The organism is Vibrio sp. Vb1026 (assembly GCF_033338745.1).
Lineage (GTDB): Bacteria > Pseudomonadota > Gammaproteobacteria > Enterobacterales > Vibrionaceae > Vibrio > Vibrio alginolyticus.
The window spans coordinates 39,852-63,563 of sequence record NZ_JAWOTH010000015.1 but is presented as its reverse complement, the minus strand read 5'-3'; the positions used below and the strand labels follow the sequence as shown (position 1 = coordinate 63,563).

The window sequence follows — 23,712 nt, the reverse complement described above, 5'->3', positions numbered from 1 at the left end:
ATTACTTCCACGGTTTACGGTAATTCACTCCCTGCAAATCAAGCAGAGGTAGATGGCCTTTCAAGCGTGATAAATAGTCGGTCCAATCTCGGTGTTGTTTGTCTGTCCAACATGCTTCTGCCATTGCAGTTAAACGAGGGAAGATCATGTAGTCCATGCGAGGTTGGTTATTGATAATTTCGCACCATAATGCTGTTTGAATGCCCCAAATGCGCTTACGTATTGGGTCGTCAGCAGGCACTTCAGCGAGCGGCTCGTAGTTGTAAGCTTTTTCTAGTGGCAGTGGGTTTGCCCAGTCCACGCCCGGTTCTTCAGGTGCGTAGTCTTGGGTCATATCTAGGTAAGTGGTTTGTGCTGGTTGCAGCACCACATCAAAGCCTTGGCGAGCACAGTTCAAGGCCGCTTCTTCGCTTAGCCATGAGTAGATCACCGTATCTTTACTGACTTTGTCGCCGTGTTGAGCTTCTTCCCAGCCCAGCATGCGTTTGCCCAATTTACGAAGTTTGTCTTCGGCATAACGCAAGAAGTGTCCTTGCAAATCTTTGTAGTCGCTGTAACCCAGTTGTTCCATTAGTGCTTGGCATGCTGGGCTTTTTGACCATACGCCGTTAGGTATTTCGTCGGCACCAATATGAACGTAAGGCGCAGGAAAAAGCGCAGAGACTTCTTCTAGCACTTTGTCGATAAATTCATAGCTCCCCGGCAGAGCTGGGTTAATGACGTTGTCGTTGTAATGCTGAATACTGCGGTATTCGGTGGTATCTTCCGCTTCTACCAATAGGTGTGGTAACGACTTGATGGCGGCTCGGCAATGACCAGGTACATCAATTTCAGGAATGATGGTGATGCCGCGTTGCGATGCAAATTCGATAACGTCTTTGATGTCTTCTTGTGTGTAGAAGCCGCCGTAACGTTCATCAAAGTGCGTGTACTGTGGTTCATTGATCTCATCCAATCCGCGCCAAGCACCAATATCGGTCAGTTGAGGCAGTGATTTGATTTCAATTCGCCACCCCTCATCGTCGGTAAGATGCCAATGGAACGTATTGAACTTGTAATGAGCCAGTTGGTTGATCAAGCGTTTGACTTGCTTAACGGAGTGAAAATGACGAGCACAATCCAGCATCATACCGCGGTAACGAAAACGTGGCCTGTCCTTGATTGAACAGCAAACTACTTCCATTGAGTTAGGTTGATCGCCAACTTTGATTAGTTGTAATAACGTTGCACAAGCATGGGTAAAACCAGACGAAGATCCTGCTTCAATTTTGATTGACTCTTCGGCTACTTTCAGTTTGTAAGCGCCTTCATCCAAGGTTGGGTTGCCTTTGAAGATGATCTGACTGCCATTGTCTGATGCGAACTCAAATTGGTGAATGCGCTTAAGCTCATCAAGTAGCCATTCTTTAGCTGAATTGGCCAGGCTTGAATAAACCGCGACGCCAGCATGATGATCAAAGCTAAAATAGTGATCGCTGACCTCAATATGGTTTGGTTTTGGCAGCAAGGGCTGTGCATGGGTTAAACTTGCAGGAATCTCACTGCGTTCACGGTATGGTGAAGCTAATACGATAGGCGTGACATCCACTTGTGCGCGCTGTGGGTTTCCATCAACGACAAAGTTGATCATCGCTTCGTTAAAGCCATCCGAGTAATAACGGAATGGGTTCGAACCAATACTGAATTCACAGTAATAGTGATGGTTGGCAGCCAGTACCACCCCTTCTGGCTTAAGTGTGCAAAAACTACCAATTTGAGTCAGTTGACCATTTGAAACGCTGTCTGGAAGAATGTAACGATCGAAAGCGAAAGTTAAGCTCCAGCTGTTTAGGTCTTGGTCGCTCAAGTTATGAAAGGTGAGGCCAAAGCGGCAGTTTTGTTTCTGCTCAGAAAGGACCACGAGATCAACACGATATTCCATATCTACTCCTACGCCGCACTGAGCGAGTAAAGGTTATGTTCTGGTTTGCCAGCAAACATAATTGCGCCTTCAATCGCGTCAAACTGTGGCTCAACAATCCATTGCTGAACTGGTGGTGAGAGCCAACGTAAAATGCGTTCAGCAATGCTACCCATTAAACAAATACGTGTTGCGCCGCGCTTGTTTAATGCCACGAGAAACATTTCTATATCCGCTGCGGTTTGCTTCAGTATTTCAATGGCCAGTGCATCGCCTTGTTCCGCATGTTGGAAAATAGCCGGAGAAAACTGCCCATAATCACGAGGAAGCGCCTGTTTTGACCACGCCACCACGTTGTCGACCTCATTTTCGAAATGCGTCATAAAGTGTTGTGCTAGGGGCGTTTTTTCTCTGATGCCATCTTCAGCTAACAAAACTTGCTGAACTAGGCGTAGCCCCATCACTGCGCCGCCACCTTGATCCGAAATAGGGAACTCACGACCACCGACAACGTGTTGCTCCAATCCTTTAAGGTAGATGCCACAAGAACCGGTTCCCGCAATCATGATTGCGCCATCTTCGCCATTGTGCGCACCAACGCACGCACCGTAAGCATCGGTATTCAGAGTTATACTGGCAAATGGATGAGGAAGAGACATGAAGGCTTGCCAAGATGCTTTGTGCTCTGCGCCAGCAAGGGCTAAGCCGACGTGCATCGACGCGAAATCTTGTTGTGTTAGACCGCCTTGCTCGGTAGCCGAAGTGATGGATTCAAGAATCGAAGCCATTGCTATTTCAGCACCTAGCATGATGTTGGCACTGCCGCTTTTGGCCTCGCCAAGAAAATTACCTTGTGAATCTTTAATCCTGGCTCGACATGACGTGCCGCCACCATCGATACCGACAAAATACATTCCCATGATTATTCTTCCTTCATATTTTTAGAGGTCGCCAACTGAGAAACATGCTGAGCTTGACTCATTATCGCGAGTAAGTACCAAGCGCCATGCGGGATCCATTGTTCGCCCCAGCGCCAGTTTTGTAACACGTCTTCTTTTTGTGCTGGTGGGTTAAATGCAATGTCTTCCTCGTCTTCAAAGCCGCCAGTGATTCCGTTACACACGCCACCTTTTGCGTTGAAGAAACCATATTGAGGGAGGTAATCAGGGTTGTTACGACCATGGCCATCTAGCATGCACATGTCGTATGGGTTTAAGCCTACAACCCAGTTCAATGCATCTTGAGCAAACACAGAAAGTTGTTGCTGTACTTCTTGCGACGCTATATGCGGTTGAGCAAGGTACGCCATGGTCGCGAGTGAGCCCAGTCGAGCATTCTCGCCTTGCCACCAATAGCCGGATTCATTGTTGTGTGCGACAAAAAATGCCTCGCGTTTTGACTCATTTACGCCTTTAACATATTGGCGAGGGTAACCGAATGGGTTGATCACTTTATTCGATATTGTGATCTCAAACTCACACGCTAGGTTGACGATACGTTTTACCGATTCCGCTCGTGCTGAGTCGTCTTCAATTGATAGATATTCGCATAGGGCAATAACTGGTAGACCAGCTTCGGCTGCGTGAAAATATGGACGGCTGCCGTCTTGGTTTGCTGACCAAAAGTGTTGAATCTGCTCGTCGCTCATTTGGCGTGCAACTAAACGTTGCGCCCACAAACGGCTCTCTTCCAAGTAGCGAGTTTCTTTGGTTGCTTTAAACAGTTCTACACAAGCCAGTAGCGCACAGTATTCGTCGATAATGTTTTCTTCCCCATCATTGAGGTACTGCGTATTGTGCTCTTTTAAGTGCCAGTAACCATTTTCGGCAGCGTTGCGGTATTTTTGTTGATCGTATTCACCGTGAACACTTAAACGCGACGCTGCCGCTAGCGCTGCAATGGCGACACCGCCACCTTGTCGAAAGCCTGCTTGATAGTCGTCAAATTTGTGACCAAGTTGAGTTTCGTACGCGCAAATCTCGCGTTGCGCAGTATCTTTGCTCCACTTGTCAAAGACCGTCATGTAGAAAAAGCCTTTTTCGTTTTGCATACGCACAAGAAAGTCTGCACCGAACAGGGCTTCTTCAATCAGACGTGTACGTGTGAAAGCTGCAATGTCTTCGCTTCCTTCAAGCAATGAAACCCCTTTTAGGATGTTCCAAACCACCATTGGGGTTTGTTGAGGATTCAAATAATTCGCGTATGAAAGGTGACTTAAATACTTGCTAACGTCTCCTGATGCGTCGTACCAGCCGCCGTGTACATCAACCTTTTTATTGGAGTTTAGTACTGGAAGTTGTCGATCTTGTTTATCGAAGATCCCGCCGCAACGTTGCGATTTGAAGTAGTGGATCACATCTGACAAAGTTTGATCCAACAGAATGTGTTCGCCAACGATGAAAGAGGAAGAGCGCGTATCTTCTACTTGCAAGAAATAGTCACCTGACGTTGTGAAAGAGGAAAAGTCGATGAGGTAGAAATAGCCCTGATGCCAGTTCGCCACTTTACCTTGTTCTTCAACCGCAAAAGTTGCCACGGTTTGCTCGCTAGTGGCACAAATCAATTGAGCAGTGTAAGAAGACAAGTGTGGTTGTTCGGTCTGGATAATGGCTTTCTTTGGGCCCAGACGTTCATAACCAATGTGGTTAGTCAGTAGCAGCATTCAATGTCTCCGGGAAACGATAAAAACAGGAATGGGTCAGGCTGAACCTGACCCTCGTTATGATTAATCTTCAAATAAGTAACAGCGGACAAAGTGGTTGTCGGACAGTTGAGTGACGCCCGGTAGTCGTTCGCGACATTTGTCGGTAGCGTGTACACAACGTCCAGCAAATGGACAGCCGACAGATTCTGGTGTCCAAAGTGGGATTTCCCCTTTGTTGCCTTTCAGTTTCTCGTGAATAGACTTCGATGGATCTGGAACCGCAGATACCAACAGTTGCGTATATGGGTGTTGAGGATCGTGAATGATTTCTTCAGTATCGCCCCATTCAACCATGTGACCTACGTACATGACCGCGAGATCTTCAGCAATGTAACGCGCTGTTGCGATGTCGTGAGTGATGTAAAGCAGAGACATTTGTTTCTCGAACTTCATCTCTTCCATCAAGTTCAGAACACCGGCACGGATTGATACATCGAGCATCGATGTTGGCTCATCCGCCAATACCACTTCTGCACCAACTGCGATGTTACGAGCTAGGTTTACACGTTGACGCTGACCGCCAGATAGCTGGTGCGGGAACTTTTGCGCCGTTTCTTTTGGTGGAATAAGACCAACTTGTTCAAGTAGGTCGTACACACGCTCTTCCAGTTCTTTCTTGTTGCACGGTGCTACTTTCTTATGAATCAGCAGCGGGCGCGCAATATGGTGGAAGATATTGTGCGTTGGGTTTAGCGAGCCAAACGGGTCTTGCCACACCATTTGTACACCTTCACGGTAGGTCATTAAATCGTGACGAGAGGTGATGTCTTGGATATCACGACCTTTGTATTCAATGATGCCATCGGTTGGTGCGTACATTTTTGCAATCATTTTTGCAGTAGTAGACTTACCTGAACCAGATTCACCTACCACTGACAAGCCGCGGCTCTTGTACATTTTGAAAGAGACGTCGTTGATTGCACGCATCTTAGATTGTTTGATTGAGTTACTGTTTAAAGGGAAGTCCTTAACGACATTTTTACCCTCAATCAGCAGTTCGCCGAATTGTTTGCTCATAATTCTCTCCAGTGTAATTTTTGTTCTTAGCTAGCGTTTTTTTGTTGTTAAACCTTAGCTTGAGCAATGGTGTCGCCGTACAAATGGCAATTTGAGAGGCGACCTGGTTCAATTTGACGTAATTGGGTTGGTACACGTGTACATGCTTCATGTACGCGATCGCAACGAGCTTGGAAGCGGCAGCCCTGTGGTACTTCTAGCAAGTTCAAAGGGTTACCTGGAATACCAGTCAATTTGGTCTTTGGTCCAGTTAGTGGAGGGAAAGAGCTACCCAAACCTTTGGTGTAAGGGTGGTAAGGACTTTCCAGAATTTGCTTAGAAGGCGCGACTTCAATCAACTCACCTGAGTACATGATGCCGATACGATCCGAGAACTCGACCATCAATGACAAGTCATGTGTGATGAACAGAATTGAGAAACCAAACTCTTCTTTAAGCGCGTAAATTTTTTGTAGAATTTCACGTTGAACCACTACATCCAATGCGGTAGTCGGTTCGTCCATGATGATCATTTTTGGGTTCAGAGCCAAAGCGATTGCGATTACTAGACGTTGACGCATACCACCAGAGAACTGGTGCGGGTAATCACTCAATCGGCTAGGGTGGATATCAACGATTTCCAGCAGACCTTCAGCGCGTGTTTTTGCTTGAGCGCGAGTCATATTGGTATGACGCATGATGACGTCACAGAACTGCTCTTCCATGGTTAGAACAGGGTTCAAAGCGTTCATCGCACTCTGGAATACCATCGACATTTCACTCCAGCGGAACGCTTGCATGCGATCATCGCTGTACTGAAGGATATCTTCACCGTTGAAGATCACCTCACCACCTGTGATAAACGCTGGTGGCTTATGAAGGCGCATTAGTGAGAAGGCAACAGTGGACTTACCACAGCCAGATTCACCAGCCAGACCGAATACTTCACCGGGTGCAATGTCGAAGCTCACGTTGTTACAGGCGCGGACATCGCCCGCGTCTGTGATGTAGTCTACGCATAGGTTACGGATGGAAATTAGTGGTGCAGTCATGATTATTTATCTCCGCTCCATAGTGCATTTTGTGGTGCCAGTTCAGGCTCACGCTCTTTCTTGTCTTTTGCTGCTAGTTTTTTCCAGCGTTTCATGCCTTTGTGAGAACGAAGTTGAGGGTTCGCAATTTCGTCAACGGCAAAGTTCAACAGAGCAAGACCAGTAACCAGTAATGTTAGGGCAATACAAGGTGCTAGTACTTCCCACCATGCGCCAATCAGCATGGCTGATGAGGTTTGCACGTTGTAAAGCATGATGCCCCAACTGATCGTGTTGGCATCACCCAAACCTAGGAACGAAATGACCGCTTCAGTGTTGATCGCCAGCATTACTGAGCCAATGAAGCTCGCACCGACAATTGGGATAAGGTTTGGTAAAATCTCAACAAAGATGATGCGGAATGAAGACTCTCCCAATACTTCGGCGGCTTTAACGAACTCTTTCTCGCGTAGTGCCATAGTTTGAGAGCGGACAACACGTGCACCCCATGCCCAAGAAGTACCAGCGATAATCAAGGCAATAGTGAGTGGGCCTGCTTCACCGATAAAGGCCGCCAACACGAATAGCAATGGATACTGCGGAATTACTAACATGATGTTCATCGCGGCACTCAATACGTCATCCACTTTGCCGCCGAAGTAACCTGCCGATATACCAATGACTGTTGCTAAGAAGCACACGATGATGCCAGCGCCAAAGCCTACACCCAGTGATACTCGTGCACCGTAAGCCACTTGCGACCAGATATCGCGACCCATTCGGCTAGTACCTAATACGTGGTCGGCCTTTTTAGACATAATCAGTGTACGACGATCGTCTGCTAGGTTTTTAGCAACCCAACCATCAGGGTTGTTTTGTGCCTGTTTTACAACAAAGCTTGGGTATTCGTGTGGGTTACCGGTTCGCTTGTCTGGCGCATGCTTTGTAAGTAAAGGAGCGGCAATCGCAACGAACACGAACAGCGTAACAATGCCAAGACCAATGCGAGCAAATGCGTTACCTAAAATAAGTTTGAATAGTTCTTTCATGATTATTTGCCTCCCGTACGTAGGCGAGGGTCTAGAATCATGTACAGCATGTCAGCCATTAAGTTGAAGCACAGCATGAACATCGTCATGATAATTAACTGACCTTGAAGTACTTGGTAGTCACGAGCGTGAATTGCGTTCAATAGAACAGTACCTAGGCCTGGGTAGTTGAAAATCATCTCGATGATTAATTGACCACCGATGGCCATACCTAAAGACATAGACAGTGCGGTAACACTTGGAAGTAGTGCGTTACGTGCGGCGTAATTAAAGACGACGCGGTTTTCACTCAGCCCTTTACCTTTAGCCATCGTGATATAGTCTTCGGCGAGAAGGTTGATCATGTTGTTACGCATGTTAACTAGGAAGCCACCAATTTGAACGATGGTTGCACAGAATAGAGGTAGTACAGCGTGGTAACCCACGTTCTTGATGAACTCCCAGCTTGTCCAATCAGGAATAGTACCTGGCGTGTAAGCATAGCCAGATGGGAACCATTTCAGGCCAATCGCAAAGGTAAACAGTGCTAACATTGCGATAACCATTTGTGGAATCGCTTGAATGATCAATGTGCCAGGCGTTACGAATGCATCGTACTTACTACCGCGCTTCCAGGCGGCAAAAATACCAAGGACAGAAGCGATGGAGAAAGAAAGTACAACCGCAGTACCAGCTAGAAATAGTGACCAGCCAAATGCACTACCTAGTAAAGAATTAACTGAAAGAGGGTAGAACTGGATTGATGTACCTAGCTCCCAACTTAGAATGTTTTTAATGTACGAGAAGTACTGAATGTAAATTGGCCCATCAACGAAACCGAGCAGTTCTTTCATTGCTGCGATTCGTTCTGGAGTCACCTGTACTGAAGCATTAGCAAACATCATGGTAACTGGGTCACCAGGCATTGCTCGCGGAATAATAAAGTTTAACGTCGCTGCAACTAAGAGCGCGACAAGATAGAACGACAAACGTCTTAAAAAATAACCCATAACTCACACCTTACTCACCCAGATTTTTTCCCTGTTTCTGGTTTCAGGTCGCTCCTAGCGAAATTTAGAGCGAAAAATCCCCTGACGACGAGCGCCACATATTGGTTTCGTTAACAAGGGATTTTTATAGGCGGCACACGGGATGCATGCCGCTTGAAATGAACTTCTACTTATTTAACTGGTTTTAGGTCCAGTACGTGAAGTAGACGCTCTGGGATACCTGCCCAAATGTTTGGACGGCCCTTAGGGTTTTCTTCGTTCCACCAACCAGTGAAGCGAGTTGTGTTGTATTGGTACATGTACGCGCCAGATAGCACAGGAATAGTTACTTGGTCCTGAGCAATGATCTTCTGAATGCCATGAGCGATCTCTAGCTGTTCTTGCTTATCTGCTGTCTTGTAGAAGCTGTTAAGAAGACCGTCTAGCTTATCGTTCTTGTAGAAGTGCATTGCAAAGCGAGGCATGCCGTCACCAGCTTGTAGCTTCGAGTTGTAGCCACTATCCCAGTACAAGTGTGGATCTGCACCGTGGAAGTAGTTGGTGTAAGCAACGTCGTAAGTACCTTCTAGCATAGCTTGGTTGTATACCGAGAAGTCCGGTGTACGAGCACGAGCTTTAATGCCCACTTCTGCTAGTTGCTCAACGGCTAGTTGTACCGTGTTGTTGAAGTCAGTCCAACCGTTTGGTGATTGAATTAGAAGCTCGAAAGACTTGCCAGATGGTGTATCCACAAAGCCATCTTTGTTTACATCTTTGAAGCCAGCTTTAGCTAGAAGCTTTTTCGCACCTTCCGCGTTGTATGTGTTGTAGCCTTTGTACTTGTTGTGCGTCTCTTCATCAGACCAAGCTTCGAATGCGTAGCCAAGGCCAGATGCGAAGTCGTTCACTGTACCGCCGCCGTAGAAAGCGATATCAATGATAGTTTGACGGTCTAGCGCCATAGAGAACGCACGACGGAAGTCAACGTTAGTTAGTGCTTCGTTTTTCGCAGCGTCTGGGTTTTTGAAGTTCACTACAAATGCTTGAGTACCCGCTGGTGGGTACCAGTAGTGGTGATTCGGACTTGCTGCAGCGTACGTACGGTCGATGTCTGGTACGAATGAAGACGTCCAGTCCATTTCGCCGTTAACGATTTTGCCCAAGAATTGGTCGTTGTTCGCGATTTGTGGCACACGCAGACAATCTACATCTAGGTTGTCAGCATCCCAATAATTCGGGTTCTCACACTGGATATATAGCTGCGGTGTGAAAGTGTCGATTTCAGTAAATGGACCACTGCCTACTGGATTTTCGTTTGTGAATGTTGCTGGATCTTTTACTTTGCTCCATACGTGCTTAGGTACGACTGGTACTTTCGCAATTTCGTAAGGAACGTTTGAGTTTGCTTCGCTTAGACGGAATTTAACTTGGTAGTCGTTAACTTTTTCTACGCCAGTCACCCAAGAGTTGATACCAGATTGGTCTAGCTCTGGCTTCTCTTTAACTAGGTTGAAAGAATAAACAACATCATCAGCGGTAAACGCTTTGCCATCAGACCATTTTACGCCCTTACGGATATCGAAGGTTACGCTCATCAGGTCATCAGCCATGGTAAAGTTTTCTGCTAGACGAAATACAGGCGTGTTACCGTGCATTTCGTTAAAAACAACGAGCGGCTCGTAAATAAAGTCGGTTGTTGTGTGCAGGTTAGTTGCACCCAAGAAAGGGTTAAAGTTACGAACGAAAGTTGTAAACTCTTTAGGGTGGATAGTCAGTTCACTGCGTTCAGCCGCAGTAGCTACCGATGCAAAACCTGTAGTAGCCGTTGCAATAATTGCTGTTGCTAGTGCTGTTTTTTTAATATTGGCAAGCATAGCTGTTCCTTACTATTTGCTTTCATTTCACTAAATGGAATTGAATGTCATCAATTGATAAACACTCTCTAAGACCTACCTCTTGTACATGCCTTACTCATTACAACATTGAGTTTCGCCAAGAGTGGCCTGTAGGCCTTAGGCAGGAGTAAGAAAACACCTTATCCATAAAATAATCAAACTTGATTCCCGTTAAAAACGTTAAAATCTCTGAGCTCTCCGTTATAAACGTTATTTTGGCTAATTTTAACCAGCATTGGGCCAAAAAATAAACGTTGATATGCGTCGCAGTTTATATCCTTGTTAATAATAAATGTTGGTGATTACTAACCTGCTGGTCCTTTTTAAATATACGTTTCCTGCTTGTTTTCTAGGTTCGGAGATCTCGCTCACATGCAGAAATGGTGTTAATTAATCAGCTAAAAATTAATCTGCCGTTCTGTTGTGATTAAGTTCGCAATCTCTATCAATAGTTCGTCAAAATCCGCTTGTTATCTGAAAAATGGCCTTTTTTATCGACAGTTTTCTTCCGTTTGTTGTCCTTTTTTTATTGTATGAATGAAGTTTTTTCGGTTGCTCGAGCTTACCTAGTTAAGACAAGTTAAATGGATAAGGTCGTACGTTTTGAAGACCAACAATAGATAGCGTTGTCTAACCGAATGTTCGTTATTGGAAATATGTTAATGGGGTAGGAAGAGGCGGTCTCTTTTATCTCAAGGAAGGGAATACTCGAATAACAAAAAAGCCCAGCATGTACGCTGGGCTAGTTTTTTTGATAAATATTAGCTGGTCAATAGTCGCTGTAGTTTATCTCGTTGTGCTTCTATGTATGCTCTCTCGGGGCTCTGTTCTTTGCAGTGTTCGAGAATGAACTCTATCGAGCTTAGCACCGTTCTCCAACGTGGTGTTTTGGGTAATGTTTCTATACGCATGTATTTATCTAAGGTGCGTGTTTGTAAAGTACTTCGGTCTAGATAAACGCGCCACAAGCCACTTTGCTCTGCAAATGCGAATTTACTTTCACCCGTTACAGATTCCCAATACTCTAAAGCATGTGTCATTGCGTCGACTAGAACTTCCCGCATAAGTTCTTGCTTGTCCTTTTTATTACCGAGTGCTTTGTCTGCAAGGCGCGTAAATTCTCCGCCAAGCTCTTTTAGCTTTTGCAATTGGTCTTTGTCACCATCAAATGCATAACTTGAAAGCACTTCTACGGCGGTTTCTAGATTATGTATGCGAGCGGCACTGGCTCCACCGCCGACATTAAAGATGTACATGATATCTAACCCTGAACCTTCAGGGAGCTTAAGAATGTCTGCTTCGATGTTCTGACGAATATCTTCAATATAGATATCAATCTTGCCACAGTAATGAGGTTGTTTGACGGTTAGATATTTAGGGGCAATCAGCTCATCAGCAGATGAGCGCTTTAGCTGTTCTAAGCTGCGCTTGAATAGCTTACAAGCAGCTTCGTTAGCAAAGCGAATACGCTTGTCTTCACGTAGACAGATGATAGCTTCAGGAGCCGATTCTAGCTGTTCCAACAAACGACCTTGAGTCTCAAGTAAGCTTGCTTCAACGACTGCTCGCTGTCTAAGTTCAGACTCTAGCACTTTGTTTTCCATATGGCGCATTTCTGCTTTACTTGCCGTTAAATGCGCTTGGATACGTGCCGCCAACTCTTGTTTATTAAATGGTTTCGATAAATAGTCGTTGGCTCCTGCTTCAAAACCTCTTACACGATCTTCTGTTTGACTGAGTGCGGTGAGCATAATGATTGGCAACTCGGCATGATCATAGGTTTCACGTAGTTCACTACAAACTTGGTAGCCGCTCATGCCTGGCATCATGATATCCAATAACAGAAGTTCCGGCTTCTCTTGCTCGACGAGCGCTAACGTTTCTGGCCCATCGGAGACGGTACGCACACGATAGCCCTCTAAACGTAAAAAGCTTTCAAGCACGCGTAAGTTTACTGGTTCATCGTCAGCAACATACAGTAACGGGCCGTCTGGGTTCTCTGGAAGTGATAAGTCTTCGCTGTTCTCTACATTAACTTCAGGAATTTGGAAGTGCCCGTGCGCAGCTAGAGTCTGGGTTGCTTGGATTTCTTCTTCACTGGCGAGCGGTAAAGTGAAACTGAAGGTAGTTCCGACCATTGGTTGGCTACTGACGTATAACGAGCCTCCCATTAATTCGATCAATTGCCGGCTAATGGAGAGCCCAAGCCCTGCACCTTGACGATAACGGCTCGCGTCTTGCCCTGCTTGGATAAGTGGTTCAAAAATATGCTCAAGTTGTTCTGCGGGAATTCCTTGTCCAGTATCCACGACTTGTACGCGTACATGATCATCTACCACATTAGCGGAGATAACAATTTTACCTTCTGAGGTGTATTTAATCGCATTGCCAATCAGGTTATATAGCACTTGTTCAAGGCGTTGCGGGTCAGCTGATACTGCTTTTAAATCCGCTGGGACTTGGTTGATGATGCGGATGGTTTTACTTCCGAGTAAATGGCTAGAAAGCTCTAAAACCAATCGTGTTGCACTGCCCAAACTCACTGCTGATTTCTGGATATCCATGCTTCCATAACGCATTTTATGATAATCCAACAAGTCATCGACTAGATTAGCGAGACGCTGACCACTTTTAATGATGATATCAAGCTGATATTTCTGGCTAGCGGGGATCGCACCATTGGCGCCGGACGCTAAGGTTTCAGCAATCCCGACCATGCCGTGTAACGGTGTACGAAGTTCATGAGAAGTCGTGGCTAAGAATTCATCTTTTAATTTATCGGCCAATTGCAGTTCTTCATTCTGTTTTTGAATGATCTGTATGTTGCTTTCTAGTTCTTCATTTTGCTTCTTAATGGTTTGAATCTTCTCTCGAATAGAGCGTTGCATTCGTTCAAAGCTTAACGCAAGCCGACCAATTTCATCTTTACGAACCGTATTAAAAGACGTGTCATCAAGATCCCCTGCAGAGACCTTTTCGGCAACCCAAGTCAATTTCAGCAACGGAGAAGTGATAAAGTTTGATAAATAGTGAGAAGCGATCACCACAAGGATAATGGCGATCAACATAGCGATAACGAATAGTTTTTCGAGTTGATGGATACGAGCGAAAGCTTCGTTTTCTGGTAACTGTACGACGAGCGCCCAAATCACACCACGAGTTTCAATCGGTGCATAAGCCGCGATGATCTCTTCACCTAAACCGTTTGTGTAAGTGCCGACACCAAATGCACCAGAGAGTGCTTTATCGATCACTTCTAAACTGTTCTTTATGTCGTCTTGTTTCGTGTTAATTGTGCGAGGTTGGTGATCATTTCCAACCAGCAAGGTGTTAATTGATGACTCTCGGTTGGCGTCTGCGGCTAACTTAGTGATGCCATTATTTGGCAAGCGGAACATGGCATAGCTGTGTAGATAACCTTGCTGAACAATTGGTGCACCTAGCCAAGCGACTGATTTCCCCCCTTCCAGCTCGAAGTCAGACACAATCACAGGAGTGTAGTCTTCGTTTACTTTTCGACGTTCAGTCACATCATCGGCGAGACGCTTGAAAGTTTTGCCAAGTGCCGAGTCTTTGTAGGGGCCTGATAACAAGTTCGTTCCGTAGTTATCGTCTTTGTTGATCGAGTAGGTGACGTTACCATTGATGTCGACCAGCAAAATGTCATTAAAATCAGAGCGCTTGAGGAGCTCTAAGTAGGCCCAATGATAGCGTTTATGTAAAAGTCGGTAACGTTCACTTCCTACATAGTTGGATGACTCGGGTAACGTTGAGGTTTTGATTTGGTCTCCGCTGCCCTCGATGTAGCGCTGTTGGGCGTTTTTACGAGACTCTTCAATATCATTGCCTAAACGACTAAAGGCATTGACGAGACCATAGAATCGGCCACCACTGGCGTAAGCCAGCTCTGAGCGCACAAAGCCCATGACTTCGGTTTCTCGTGCCTCAAAGTAGTCGATGATTTGCTGCTGTTTTGTATCTCGAACAGACAGTAAGTGCGAGGTGCTTTGTTCTTGCAGATCTTTACTGTGGGACTGCAAGAAAAAGATCGCAGTAATGGTAAGAGGTGTGATACTGAGCACCAGAAATGCGGTCATCAGTGTACTCTGAAGGCGCTTAAATTTCTGTTTTTTGTAGAATTTAAACATGGATAAGATTACAACTCATAATGGGCAGTTCTAAAACATACTTCGCTGCCGAGGTTCTCGTTAAAAACGGATAAGATGTTCAACTAGATAGAATTAACAAAATTAACGAGTTTTTTTTCTTTGACAAGAAAGTTAGTTGTAAAGCGTGCAGGGTGACGCAGTTTTTCTTATGAGTGTTGAATTTATGAGAAAAAATCGCGCAGGTTTATGCCTGCGCGGGGGAAGTTATGATTTTTTCGCGTAGTAGATAGAAAATTTATTGGTCTTATTTAGCGTCTCGCAATTATTAAACGCCCGCTCGATAATTGGTGGGTATTTTAAGAAGCTATTCGCGACAATCACCATTTCGCCATCTTTGGTTAGATATTGTGGTGCCTGACCCAACAAGGTTTCCGCTGCGTTGTAATTTGTGTCTAAACCACTGTGGAATGGCGGGTTGCTGACGATAAAGCGGTAGTCTTTTGCGGTATCCGAGTATATATCTGATGCAAATACGCGTCCGGATAAACCATTCGCTTCTAATGTGGCTTGGCTAGAAGTGATCGCATAAGCATTAATGTCACACATCTCAATCGCGATCTCTGGATTCGCTTTCGCCATAAACGCACCGAGTACACCTGCACCACAACCAAAGTCGAGCACTTTGCCCGACAGCTTAGGTAAGGTTTCAAGCAGCAATCGGCTACCTAAGTCGAACTCGCCATGGCTGAATACGCCAGGTAGGCTCTTAACCGCTAGCGACTGCTCACCGAGTGTAACAGTGTAAGACTTAAACCAATCTGCTTGGTTGAAAGGTTTTGGTTCATTGAGGCAATTACCCCAGTAAAATGAGCAGCGACGAGCAGAGTCGTACTTGTTCACAGGGCCGTATTCTTGGAACATCTTCTCGATGCTCTTGATGCCGGAGCGGTTTTCACCAACGATGACGATTTCGGTGTTAATGCCCAGTTTCGCCATCAACATCGCCAGCAAGTATTCTGCTTCGGCTTTTGCTTTTGGCCAGTATAAAAGGACCATGTCTGCTTTTGTTTCGGCATCAAACACAGAGCCAAAATGACTTTTCACTTTGTCAGAGGTTTGAATTTGGCGGTAGTAGCTATAGTTGGAAGTAAACACTTCAACAGACTCACAATGAGCCACTAACTCAAGAGGAAATAGGTCTTCAACTTCACCAGCGACTAAAACGTGTTTTCCGTTGAAGTATTCAAGTTGGCGCTGAGCTATTTGGCTAGGAGCGATATAAGCAGACATAAATTTGGTTCATCAGAAATAATTTGGGGCAGATTTTCGCACAATCTGCCCCAAGCTTGAAGTGATTAAGCGGTGACTAGCTGTTGTCTTGTTGGTTAAGGAAGTCTTTGAATTCTTCCTCGTAGATATTAAACAGTACCATGGTCACGGCAAAAATAAGTGGGCCGTAGATAAGACCAATCAAACCAAACAGATGCAGACCACCCAGTAATGAGAAGAAAATCATAAGGGTATTCATGCCGGCGCTGCCTTGCATTAGCAACGGACGTAATAGGTTATCTATAGAGCCAACGATAACTACACTCCACACCGTCAAGAAGATAGCCCAAGTCATATCGCCTGTTAAGAACAAGTACGCTGCTGCAGGAATCCAGATTAGCGCGGTTCCTACCACTGGAATGAATGATGCAAAGCCCATCATTGTTCCCCAAAATAACCCAGGGAAACCGGCGAGCCACATACCGATACCGCCAGCCAAACCTTGAGCAATCGCTGTCATGAATGAGCCCATTACGGCTGATTTAGAAACTTGCTCTATCTCTGTCAATATGCGGTCTTCTTGGCTACGTGAGAGTGGCAGGATATGACGAATCGCAGAGATAATTTTGTCGTGGTCACGAAGCAGAAAAAACAGCACAAACAGCATCAGGAAGAAGTTCATTAGGAAGTTGGTTGCGTCTCCTAAAATCTTTGCGCTGATAGCAACTAAGTTAGAGCCAAACGATGTGGCAAATTGACCAATTTTCTCAGCAATGGCTTTGGGCTCGATTTTATCAAAAGGTAAGTACTCATTAACAATCGCTAAGCCTTTGATAACGAAAGGATGCTGGAATATATCTTGGATACCACCATTGGTAACCCAATTATATGTATTTTGTGAGAAAACAGAGCCTTGCTGAACAATGGCGGCAAACACAAATAAAAGCGGGATAACAATAATAAATGTCAAGACGACACATGACAGCAGTGCCGCCATATTGGGGTGCTTGGGAATTTTCTGCTCAAACCATTCGTGTATCGGAAACATGAGCAAAGAAATGATAAAAGCCATCACAATGGAATTGATATATGGCTCAACCAATAAGTAGCAAGCAAAAGCAGCGGCGAGTAAAGCAACCATTAGTACTCGGTGACTCGACGTTATTTTTACATTATTTGGCATGGTATTAGTCCAACTTACAGGTGACGTTTACGGTTTATGCCTTCAATGATGGCGTGTAACCTTTATTACTTTGCACTCTTAACTCTTTCAAGCTTATGACAATGCCGAATTAGAGCAGGGCGATGTACCTTGCTATAATGACTACAAATCAGTCGGTTATCAATCAAGAGATGAGCTATGGGTTGTTGCAACGGTGATAAAAAGTGTCAAACCGAGAAAAAGCTAAGCGAATACCGTGGTTTGGCATTGTCGTTGGGGTATTAGCGATATTGGTTATTTTGAATTGGCAATAAAAAAGGACCGTTACGGTCCTTTTCTAAATGCGTTATCGCCGTTTTTAGCGATTATTTCGCTTCTTCTGCAAGAACAGCAAAACAGCGGTCAGCCGCTTCTAGTGTGGCATCAATCTCTTTTGAACCATGAGCGAGTGAAGTAAAGCTCGCTTCAAACGCAGATGGCGCAAGGTAGACACCGTGTTTTAGCATTAAGTGGAAGAAACGCTTGAAGCGTTCTACATCGCACTTCGTTACGTCTTCGTAGCAAGTTACTTTTTCTTGGTCAGTGAAGAAGAAGCCGAACATACCGCCCACTTGGTTAACAACTAGCGGAATACCGTGTTTTTCTGCTAGAGACTTAAAACCTTCAGCAAGTTGTTTCGTTTTAGAAGCTAGGCGCTTTTCGTTGCCCTCTTCTTTTAGAAGGTTCAAACATGCGTAGCCTGCTGCCATTGCGACAGGGTTACCGGAAAGGGTACCAGCTTGGTAAACTGGGCCTGTAGGTGCAACGTATTGCATCACTTCTTTACGGCCACCGAAAGCACCTACTGGCATACCGCCACCAATCACTTTACCCAGTGTCGTTAGGTCGGGTTTGATGTTGTAGTGTGCTTGCGCGCCGCCTAGAGCAACACGGAAGCCTGTCATTACTTCATCAAAAATTAGTAGCGCGCCTTCTTGATCACAGATGTCACGTAGCCCTTCGTGGAAGCCTTCCACTGGTGGAATACAGTTCATGTTGCCTGCTACTGGCTCAACGATGATACAAGCAATTTCGCCTTTGTTAGCAGCAAATAGCTCGCGTACAGAATCTAGGTCGTTGAATGTTGCTGTTAGCGTGTGCTTAGCAAAATCTGCAGGAACGCCAGGAGAGCTTGGTTGGCCTAGAGTTAGTGCACCAGAACCTGCTTTTACTAGCAAGCTGTCAGCATGGCCGTGGTAACAACCTTCAAATTTCATGATCTTGTCGCGACCGGTGAAGCCACGTGCAAGGCGAATCGCGCTCATCGTAGCTTCAGTACCAGAACTTACCATGCGGATTTGCTCCATTGATGGAACAAGCTCAGAAACTAATTCTGCCATCGCGATTTCAAGTTCTGTTGGCGCACCGAAGCTAAGACCGCGTTGCGCTGCATCAATTACTGCCTCGCGGATAACCGCGTGGTTGTGGCCAAGAATCATTGGACCCCAAGAGCCAACGTAATCAATATACGCTTTACCATCGGCATCAAAAATCAGTGGACCGTCTGCTCGTTCGATAAATAGCGGAGAGCCGCCAACGCCGTTGAATGCACGAACTGGTGAATTGACACCGCCAGGGATGGTTTGCTGAGCTTTTTGATACAGCTCTGATGATTTGGTCATGGGGTTATCCTCTTTTGATTGCTCGGACCAAGTGGAGCGCATTGTACCTAGCTATAATCAAGTTAGAAACGTTTTGCTTAATTTATGTGTTGTTTCGCAGTGTAATCTTATATATCCGCATCTGTTATAAAGAATCGGCGGCGAATACTTGAACGAGTTTGTCAGGTATTGGATAATCGTCTCAATTAGCACAAATTTGACGTCTTGCTTCAGGCTTGACGCATTACACGAGTGAGAGAGGTCTTCGTGAGCGAAGTAAACGTACCATTATCTTTTTCTGACGCAGCAGCATCTCGCGTTAAAGCATTGATTGCTGAAGAAGAAAACCCAGCATTGAAACTGCGCGTATACATTACTGGCGGCGGCTGCAGCGGCTTCCAATACGGCTTTACTTTTGATGAAAATGTAAACGAAGGCGATACGACAATCGTAAACAGTGGTGTAACACTGGTTGTAGACCCTATGAGTCTGCAATATCTCGTTGGCGGTATTGTTGACTACACAGAAGGGTTGGAAGGAGCGCGCTTCTTCGTAAATAATCCAAATGCAACGACAACATGTGGTTGTGGTGCATCGTTCAGTGTGTAATTAACACCTAACAGGCAGCTAATGGCTGCCTGTGCTTTATGTAGAAGGATGTCACGTAAAGCGCACACTCGCAGATATGCAGAGAAATAATAAAAAGGACTTTATATGTCTGGACTTTCTTTTGGACGCCGAATTGTCGAGCGCCCTTGGCTAGTATCTCTTATCCTCGTCTTACTTCTTGTTGCATGGCTAACCATCGGCCAACTCAAAGCACAAGATGATCATCCTAACTCTTCAACATCCACGAACACAACACCACTTGCAAAGGTGATGTTTGATACTTTTCTTGCCGAACCTACCAGTAAAACCATTGAATTGTATGGACGAACAGCGCCCAATCGTCAAGCGCGTCTTGGCGCCGAAGTTGCCGGTAAAATAGTCAGTCTTAACATAAAGAAAGGCCAAGCGGTCAAACAGGGACAAGTGATCGCAAACATCGATAAGCGCGACCTTGGCATTCAACTTAAACGGGCCCAGGCGATGCTGTTGGTTAAAGAGAAAGAGTTTAATGCAGCTAAATCGCTAAAAAGTCGTGGACTGCAAGGTGAGGTTGCATTTGCGACAGCGCAAGCAGCGTTGGTAGATGCACGTGCGAATTTGAGTAACGTGCAAACGGCTTTAAGAAATACTGAGGTTAAAGCGCCATTTGATGGCATCGTAGATCACCACTTTGTTGAGTTAGGTGATTTTGTCGGGATTGGCGATCCTATTGCGACGGTCATTGATTTGGATACTTTAGTGATTGAAGCCGATGTCAGTGAACGGCATATACAATACCTTAAGGAAGGCCTAGAAGCCGACGTAAGAACCATTAACCAACAGCATCATCAAGGTCGTGTGCGCTACATTGGACGTGTTTCTTCTGCTTCTACTAATACATTTCCAATTGAAATCGAAATTGATAATCAAGACGCAAGAATTCCTGCCGGTATGAGCGCAGAAGTACAGCTGCCTTTGAGTGAAGTGTTGGCAGTAAAGATTACGGCTGCCATGTTAGCACTAGATGAAGAAGGTAACTTAGGTGTCAAGACACTGCGTAATGAGTATGTTGAGTTTGTTCCAATTCAACTCGTTAAGGCCGAGGATGATGGTGTGTGGCTCTCTGGGTTAGGAGAGCGTGCAGACATTATCGTACTGGGACAAGGTTTTGTGCGAGATGGTGATCAAGTACTGGCCAATAAAGTTGATGACGTAGTTGTTGAAGCGGCTAGTGAGCAGTAAGGAGCACTTATGTACACTCTGATTGATGCTGCGTTATCCCGCGCTCGCACCATGCTGACATTACTGGTGATGATCTTAATTGCCGGTGTCATTACTTACGTCACTATCCCCAAGGAATCGAGCCCAGATATTACCATTCCTATTATCTACGTTTCTGTTGGGCATCAAGGCATTTCTCCCGTCGATGCCGAACGTTTATTAGTTCGGCCAATAGAGCAAGAGTTGCGCTCTATTGAAGGCGTAAAAGAGATGACCTCTGTGGCATCAGAAGGTCATGCTTCGGTGACGCTGGAATTTAGTGTTGGAGTGGATCTTGATAAAGCGATGGCAGATGTGCGTGATGCGGTTGATCTTGCAAAGCCAAAATTACCAGAGGACAGTGATGAGCCAACGGTAAATGAAGTCACGTTTGCATCTGAAGAGCCTGTTTTGACTGTTGTTCTATATGGCACCGTACCAGAGCGGACCATTGTACAGATTGCCAGAACGCTACGTGATCGTTTGGAGAGTTTCCGTCAGGTTCTTGAAGTTGAAATCGCAGGGGATCGCGAAGACATCGTGGAGATAGTTGTCGATCCGCTATTGATGGAAAGCTACGGTCTCGATCAAGCGGACATCTATAATTTAATTGCCTTGAATAACCGAGTTGTGGCTGCGGGGTTTGTCGATACTGGGTATGGACGCTTTTCGGTAAAAGTCCCATCGGTTTTTGATTCACTGAAAGATGTGCTTGAACTACCGATCAAGGTGAATGGCAAAGAGGTGATCACTTTTGGCGATGTGGCGACAGTACGACGTGCATTTCGCGATCCTGAAAGTTTTGCTCGTTTAGATGGCGAATCTGCCATCGTTTTGGACGTAAAAAAACGGGCAGGGGAAAACATCATTGAAACGGTTGAGCTGGTAAAAGAAGTACTGGCTCTGGGACAGAAGCGCGCCGAGTGGCCCGACAATTTGCAAGTTAAATATACTTGGGATCAATCCGACGATGTCAAATTGATGCTCAGTGATCTACAAAACAATATCTTATCCGCAATTATCCTCGTAGTTATCGTCATTATTGCCATATTGGGGGTTAGGACCGCGCTTCTCGTGGGGATTTCTATTCCAGGATCGTTCTTGACTGGGTTGTTGGTGTTATCGGTATTTGGGCTGACGGTCAATATCGTCGTACTGTTTGCTTTAATTATGGCGGTAGGCATGTTGGTGGATGGTGCCATTGTGGTGACAGAGTTTGCAGATCGGCGCATGCAAGAAGGAACGCCACGTAAAGAAGCCTATCGAGATGCAGCAAAGCGAATGGCCTGGCCTATTACCGCATCCACAGCAACCACATTGGCTGCGTTTGCTCCGTTACTTTTCTGGCCAGACATCACTGGTGAGTTCATGAAGTACTTACCACTTACTTTAATTGCTACCTTGGCCGCTTCGCTGATGATGGCTTTATTGTTCGTTCCTGTCATCGGTGGGATCATTGGCAAGCCTCAAGTAGTCAATCAGAAAGCTCAGCGAGAAATGGTGGAGCTGCATAACGGCAACTTTGAAAAAGCGACTGGCATTACCAAGCTTTATTACCAGACTCTGTCGGTAGCGATTCGTCATCCATGGAAAGTCTTACTCAGCGCGATACTGCTAGCGGCAGGTGTCGGCTTCACTTACAACAAAGCTGGCTTGGGTGCAGAGTTTTTCCCTGAGGTGGACCCTGCCTTTTTTACCGTTAAAGTTCGTTCTTATGGTGACCTGTCTATTCACGAAAAAGATGTTGTTATGCGCGAAATCGAGAAGGTGATGCTCGGTCATGACGAGTTTGAAAGTGTCTACACGCGCACAGGATCGAGCGATAATGGGGACGAGATTGGCCAGATTCAAATAACGCCTGTGGATTGGCAGTATCGACGCAAAGTGAAAACCATTATTGAGGAACTAAAAGAGACGACAGACCGCTTTTATGGTGTTGAACTTGAGTATAAATTCCCGGACGCAGGGCCGCCTGTCGAGCATGATCTCGTGATTGAAGTGTCATCACGAAATTTGAGTGTTAGTGCGTTAGATGAAGCAGCCAAAAAAGTACGACATTGGGCTGATGGTAATCCTGCACTGACCAACTTGAGTGATACCACTAATAAGGAAGGGATTGATTGGCAAATTGATATCCAGCGAGATGACGCCTCTCGCTTTGCAGCGGATGCTACTTTAGTCGGGAATACCGTCCAGTTTGTTACGAACGGCTTGAAAATAGGCGATTATTTGCCCGATGATGCGGATGAAGAAGTCGATATTTTGGTGCGCTATCCGCAAGATAAGCGCGACATAGGTCGATTTGATCAGCTGAGAGTGAAAACGGCAGCTGGTCTAGTACCGATTACGAATTTTGCTCAAATCAAACCAGATCATAAGCAAGACACTATTCGTCGGGTCGACGGTCATCGAGTTATCAATATTAAAGCGGATATGGTGGAAGGTTACAATTTGGCGCTTGAGTTACCTAAGATTGCCGCTGGAATGGAACAGCTCGACTTACCAGAAGGCATTGAATATAAGATTCGGGGTCAAAATGAAGAGCAGGAAAACTCATCAGCATTCTTGCAAAATGCTTTTATTGTCGCGCTTGGTGTGATGGCTTTGATTTTAATTACGCAGTTTAATAGCTTTTATCAAGCTTTCTTAATCCTTAGTGCAGTGCTGTTTTCTACCGTTGGTGTCTTCGCTGGGTTACTTATTTTCCAAAAGCCATTTGGCATCATTATGTCGGGAATTGGAGTGATTGCGTTGGCTGGTATCGTGGTAAACAACAATATTGTTTTAATCGATACTTATAATCAGATGCGTAAACGTGGCTTAGAAAAATCTGAGGCTATTTTGCGTACGGGTGTGCAGCGTTTAAGACCCGTTTTACTTACGACGGTGACCACCATATTAGGCTTATTGCCAATGGTGTTAGAAATGAACATCGACTTAGTTAATCAGAAAGTGGAGTTTGGCGCACCAAGCACTCAATGGTGGTCTCAGCTTGCGACCGCTGTCGCGGGTGGTTTGGCGTTTGCGACTTTGCTAACGTTAGTTCTGACACCGTGTTTGCTTATGCTCGGGAGAGAGCATCACTCCGAACAGTAAGCTTTATCGTGATGATATCGACAAAACAAAAAGGGCAGCGAAGCT

Annotated in this window: 15 protein-coding genes; 3 read left to right on the top strand and 12 right to left on the bottom strand. The window is 45.5% G+C overall.

Features of this window, described 5'->3' with window-relative positions:
• Window position 1 precedes the first annotated feature (1 nt).
• The 12 genes from R7E47_RS18895 to hemL form a co-directional block, all read right to left on the bottom strand.
• Entirely contained in the window at window positions 2-1,921 is a 1,920-nt protein-coding gene (locus tag R7E47_RS18895) for a beta-N-acetylhexosaminidase (protein ID WP_318084942.1), read from the bottom strand.
• Between the two features lie 8 nt (window positions 1,922-1,929).
• Window positions 1,930-2,820 (bottom strand): N-acetylglucosamine kinase, encoded by an 891-nt coding sequence (locus tag R7E47_RS18890; RefSeq protein ID WP_017635903.1) that lies wholly within the window; start codon window positions 2,818-2,820, stop codon window positions 1,930-1,932.
• Between the two features lie 2 nt (window positions 2,821-2,822).
• Complete coding sequence (locus tag R7E47_RS18885; RefSeq protein WP_017635902.1) at window positions 2,823-4,562, bottom strand: glycoside hydrolase family 9 protein; 1,740 nt, start codon at window positions 4,560-4,562, stop codon at window positions 2,823-2,825.
• Between the two features lie 63 nt (window positions 4,563-4,625).
• The gene (locus R7E47_RS18880; RefSeq protein WP_053304111.1) at window positions 4,626-5,621 is read right to left on the bottom strand and encodes an ABC transporter ATP-binding protein; all 996 of its coding nucleotides are present in this window, start codon (window positions 5,619-5,621) and stop codon (window positions 4,626-4,628) included.
• Window positions 5,622-5,668: 47 nt separating this feature from the next.
• A complete protein-coding gene (locus tag R7E47_RS18875) occupies window positions 5,669-6,652 on the bottom strand; it encodes an ABC transporter ATP-binding protein (protein ID WP_005386550.1) in 984 nt (327 codons plus the stop codon).
• A gap of 2 nt (window positions 6,653-6,654) precedes the next feature.
• Window positions 6,655-7,680 carry an ABC transporter permease gene (locus tag R7E47_RS18870; protein WP_025768199.1) on the bottom strand — a complete coding sequence of 342 codons (1,026 nt, stop codon included), beginning with the start codon at window positions 7,678-7,680 and terminating at the stop codon, window positions 6,655-6,657.
• Between the two features lie 2 nt (window positions 7,681-7,682).
• Window positions 7,683-8,669, bottom strand: a complete 987-nt coding sequence (locus R7E47_RS18865; protein WP_005380038.1) for an ABC transporter permease — start codon at window positions 8,667-8,669, stop codon at window positions 7,683-7,685.
• A gap of 170 nt (window positions 8,670-8,839) precedes the next feature.
• Entirely contained in the window at window positions 8,840-10,522 is a 1,683-nt protein-coding gene (locus R7E47_RS18860; RefSeq protein ID WP_005380037.1) for an ABC transporter substrate-binding protein, read from the bottom strand.
• A 782-nt stretch (window positions 10,523-11,304) separates the two neighbouring features.
• Complete coding sequence (locus R7E47_RS18855) at window positions 11,305-14,691, bottom strand: response regulator (RefSeq protein ID WP_005380036.1); 3,387 nt, start codon at window positions 14,689-14,691, stop codon at window positions 11,305-11,307.
• Window positions 14,692-14,916: 225 nt separating this feature from the next.
• Window positions 14,917-15,942: a 16S rRNA (guanine(1207)-N(2))-methyltransferase RsmC gene (rsmC, locus tag R7E47_RS18850; RefSeq protein ID WP_132936916.1), complete on the bottom strand. Its 1,026-nt coding sequence runs from the start codon at window positions 15,940-15,942 to the stop codon at window positions 14,917-14,919.
• 76 nt (window positions 15,943-16,018) lie between these two features.
• Window positions 16,019-17,104: an AI-2E family transporter gene (locus R7E47_RS18845; protein ID WP_031779035.1), complete on the bottom strand. Its 1,086-nt coding sequence runs from the start codon at window positions 17,102-17,104 to the stop codon at window positions 16,019-16,021.
• Between the two features lie 344 nt (window positions 17,105-17,448).
• The gene (gene hemL / locus R7E47_RS18840) at window positions 17,449-18,744 is read right to left on the bottom strand and encodes a glutamate-1-semialdehyde 2,1-aminomutase (RefSeq protein WP_017820414.1); all 1,296 of its coding nucleotides are present in this window, start codon (window positions 18,742-18,744) and stop codon (window positions 17,449-17,451) included.
• Window positions 18,745-18,990: 246 nt separating this feature from the next.
• Between hemL and erpA the strand changes: the two genes are divergently transcribed.
• From erpA to vmeK, 3 genes are all read left to right on the top strand, one after another.
• Window positions 18,991-19,332, top strand: coding sequence for an iron-sulfur cluster insertion protein ErpA (gene erpA, locus R7E47_RS18835; protein ID WP_005380031.1), 342 nt, complete (start codon window positions 18,991-18,993; stop codon window positions 19,330-19,332).
• Window positions 19,333-19,437: 105 nt separating this feature from the next.
• Window positions 19,438-20,553, top strand: coding sequence for an efflux RND transporter periplasmic adaptor subunit (locus tag R7E47_RS18830; protein WP_005386537.1), 1,116 nt, complete (start codon window positions 19,438-19,440; stop codon window positions 20,551-20,553).
• Between the two features lie 9 nt (window positions 20,554-20,562).
• On the top strand, window positions 20,563-23,667 hold the full coding sequence (vmeK, locus tag R7E47_RS18825) for a multidrug efflux RND transporter permease subunit VmeK (protein WP_017820415.1): 3,105 nt from the start codon (window positions 20,563-20,565) through the stop codon (window positions 23,665-23,667).
• The last annotated feature ends 45 nt before the right edge of the window (window positions 23,668-23,712 follow it).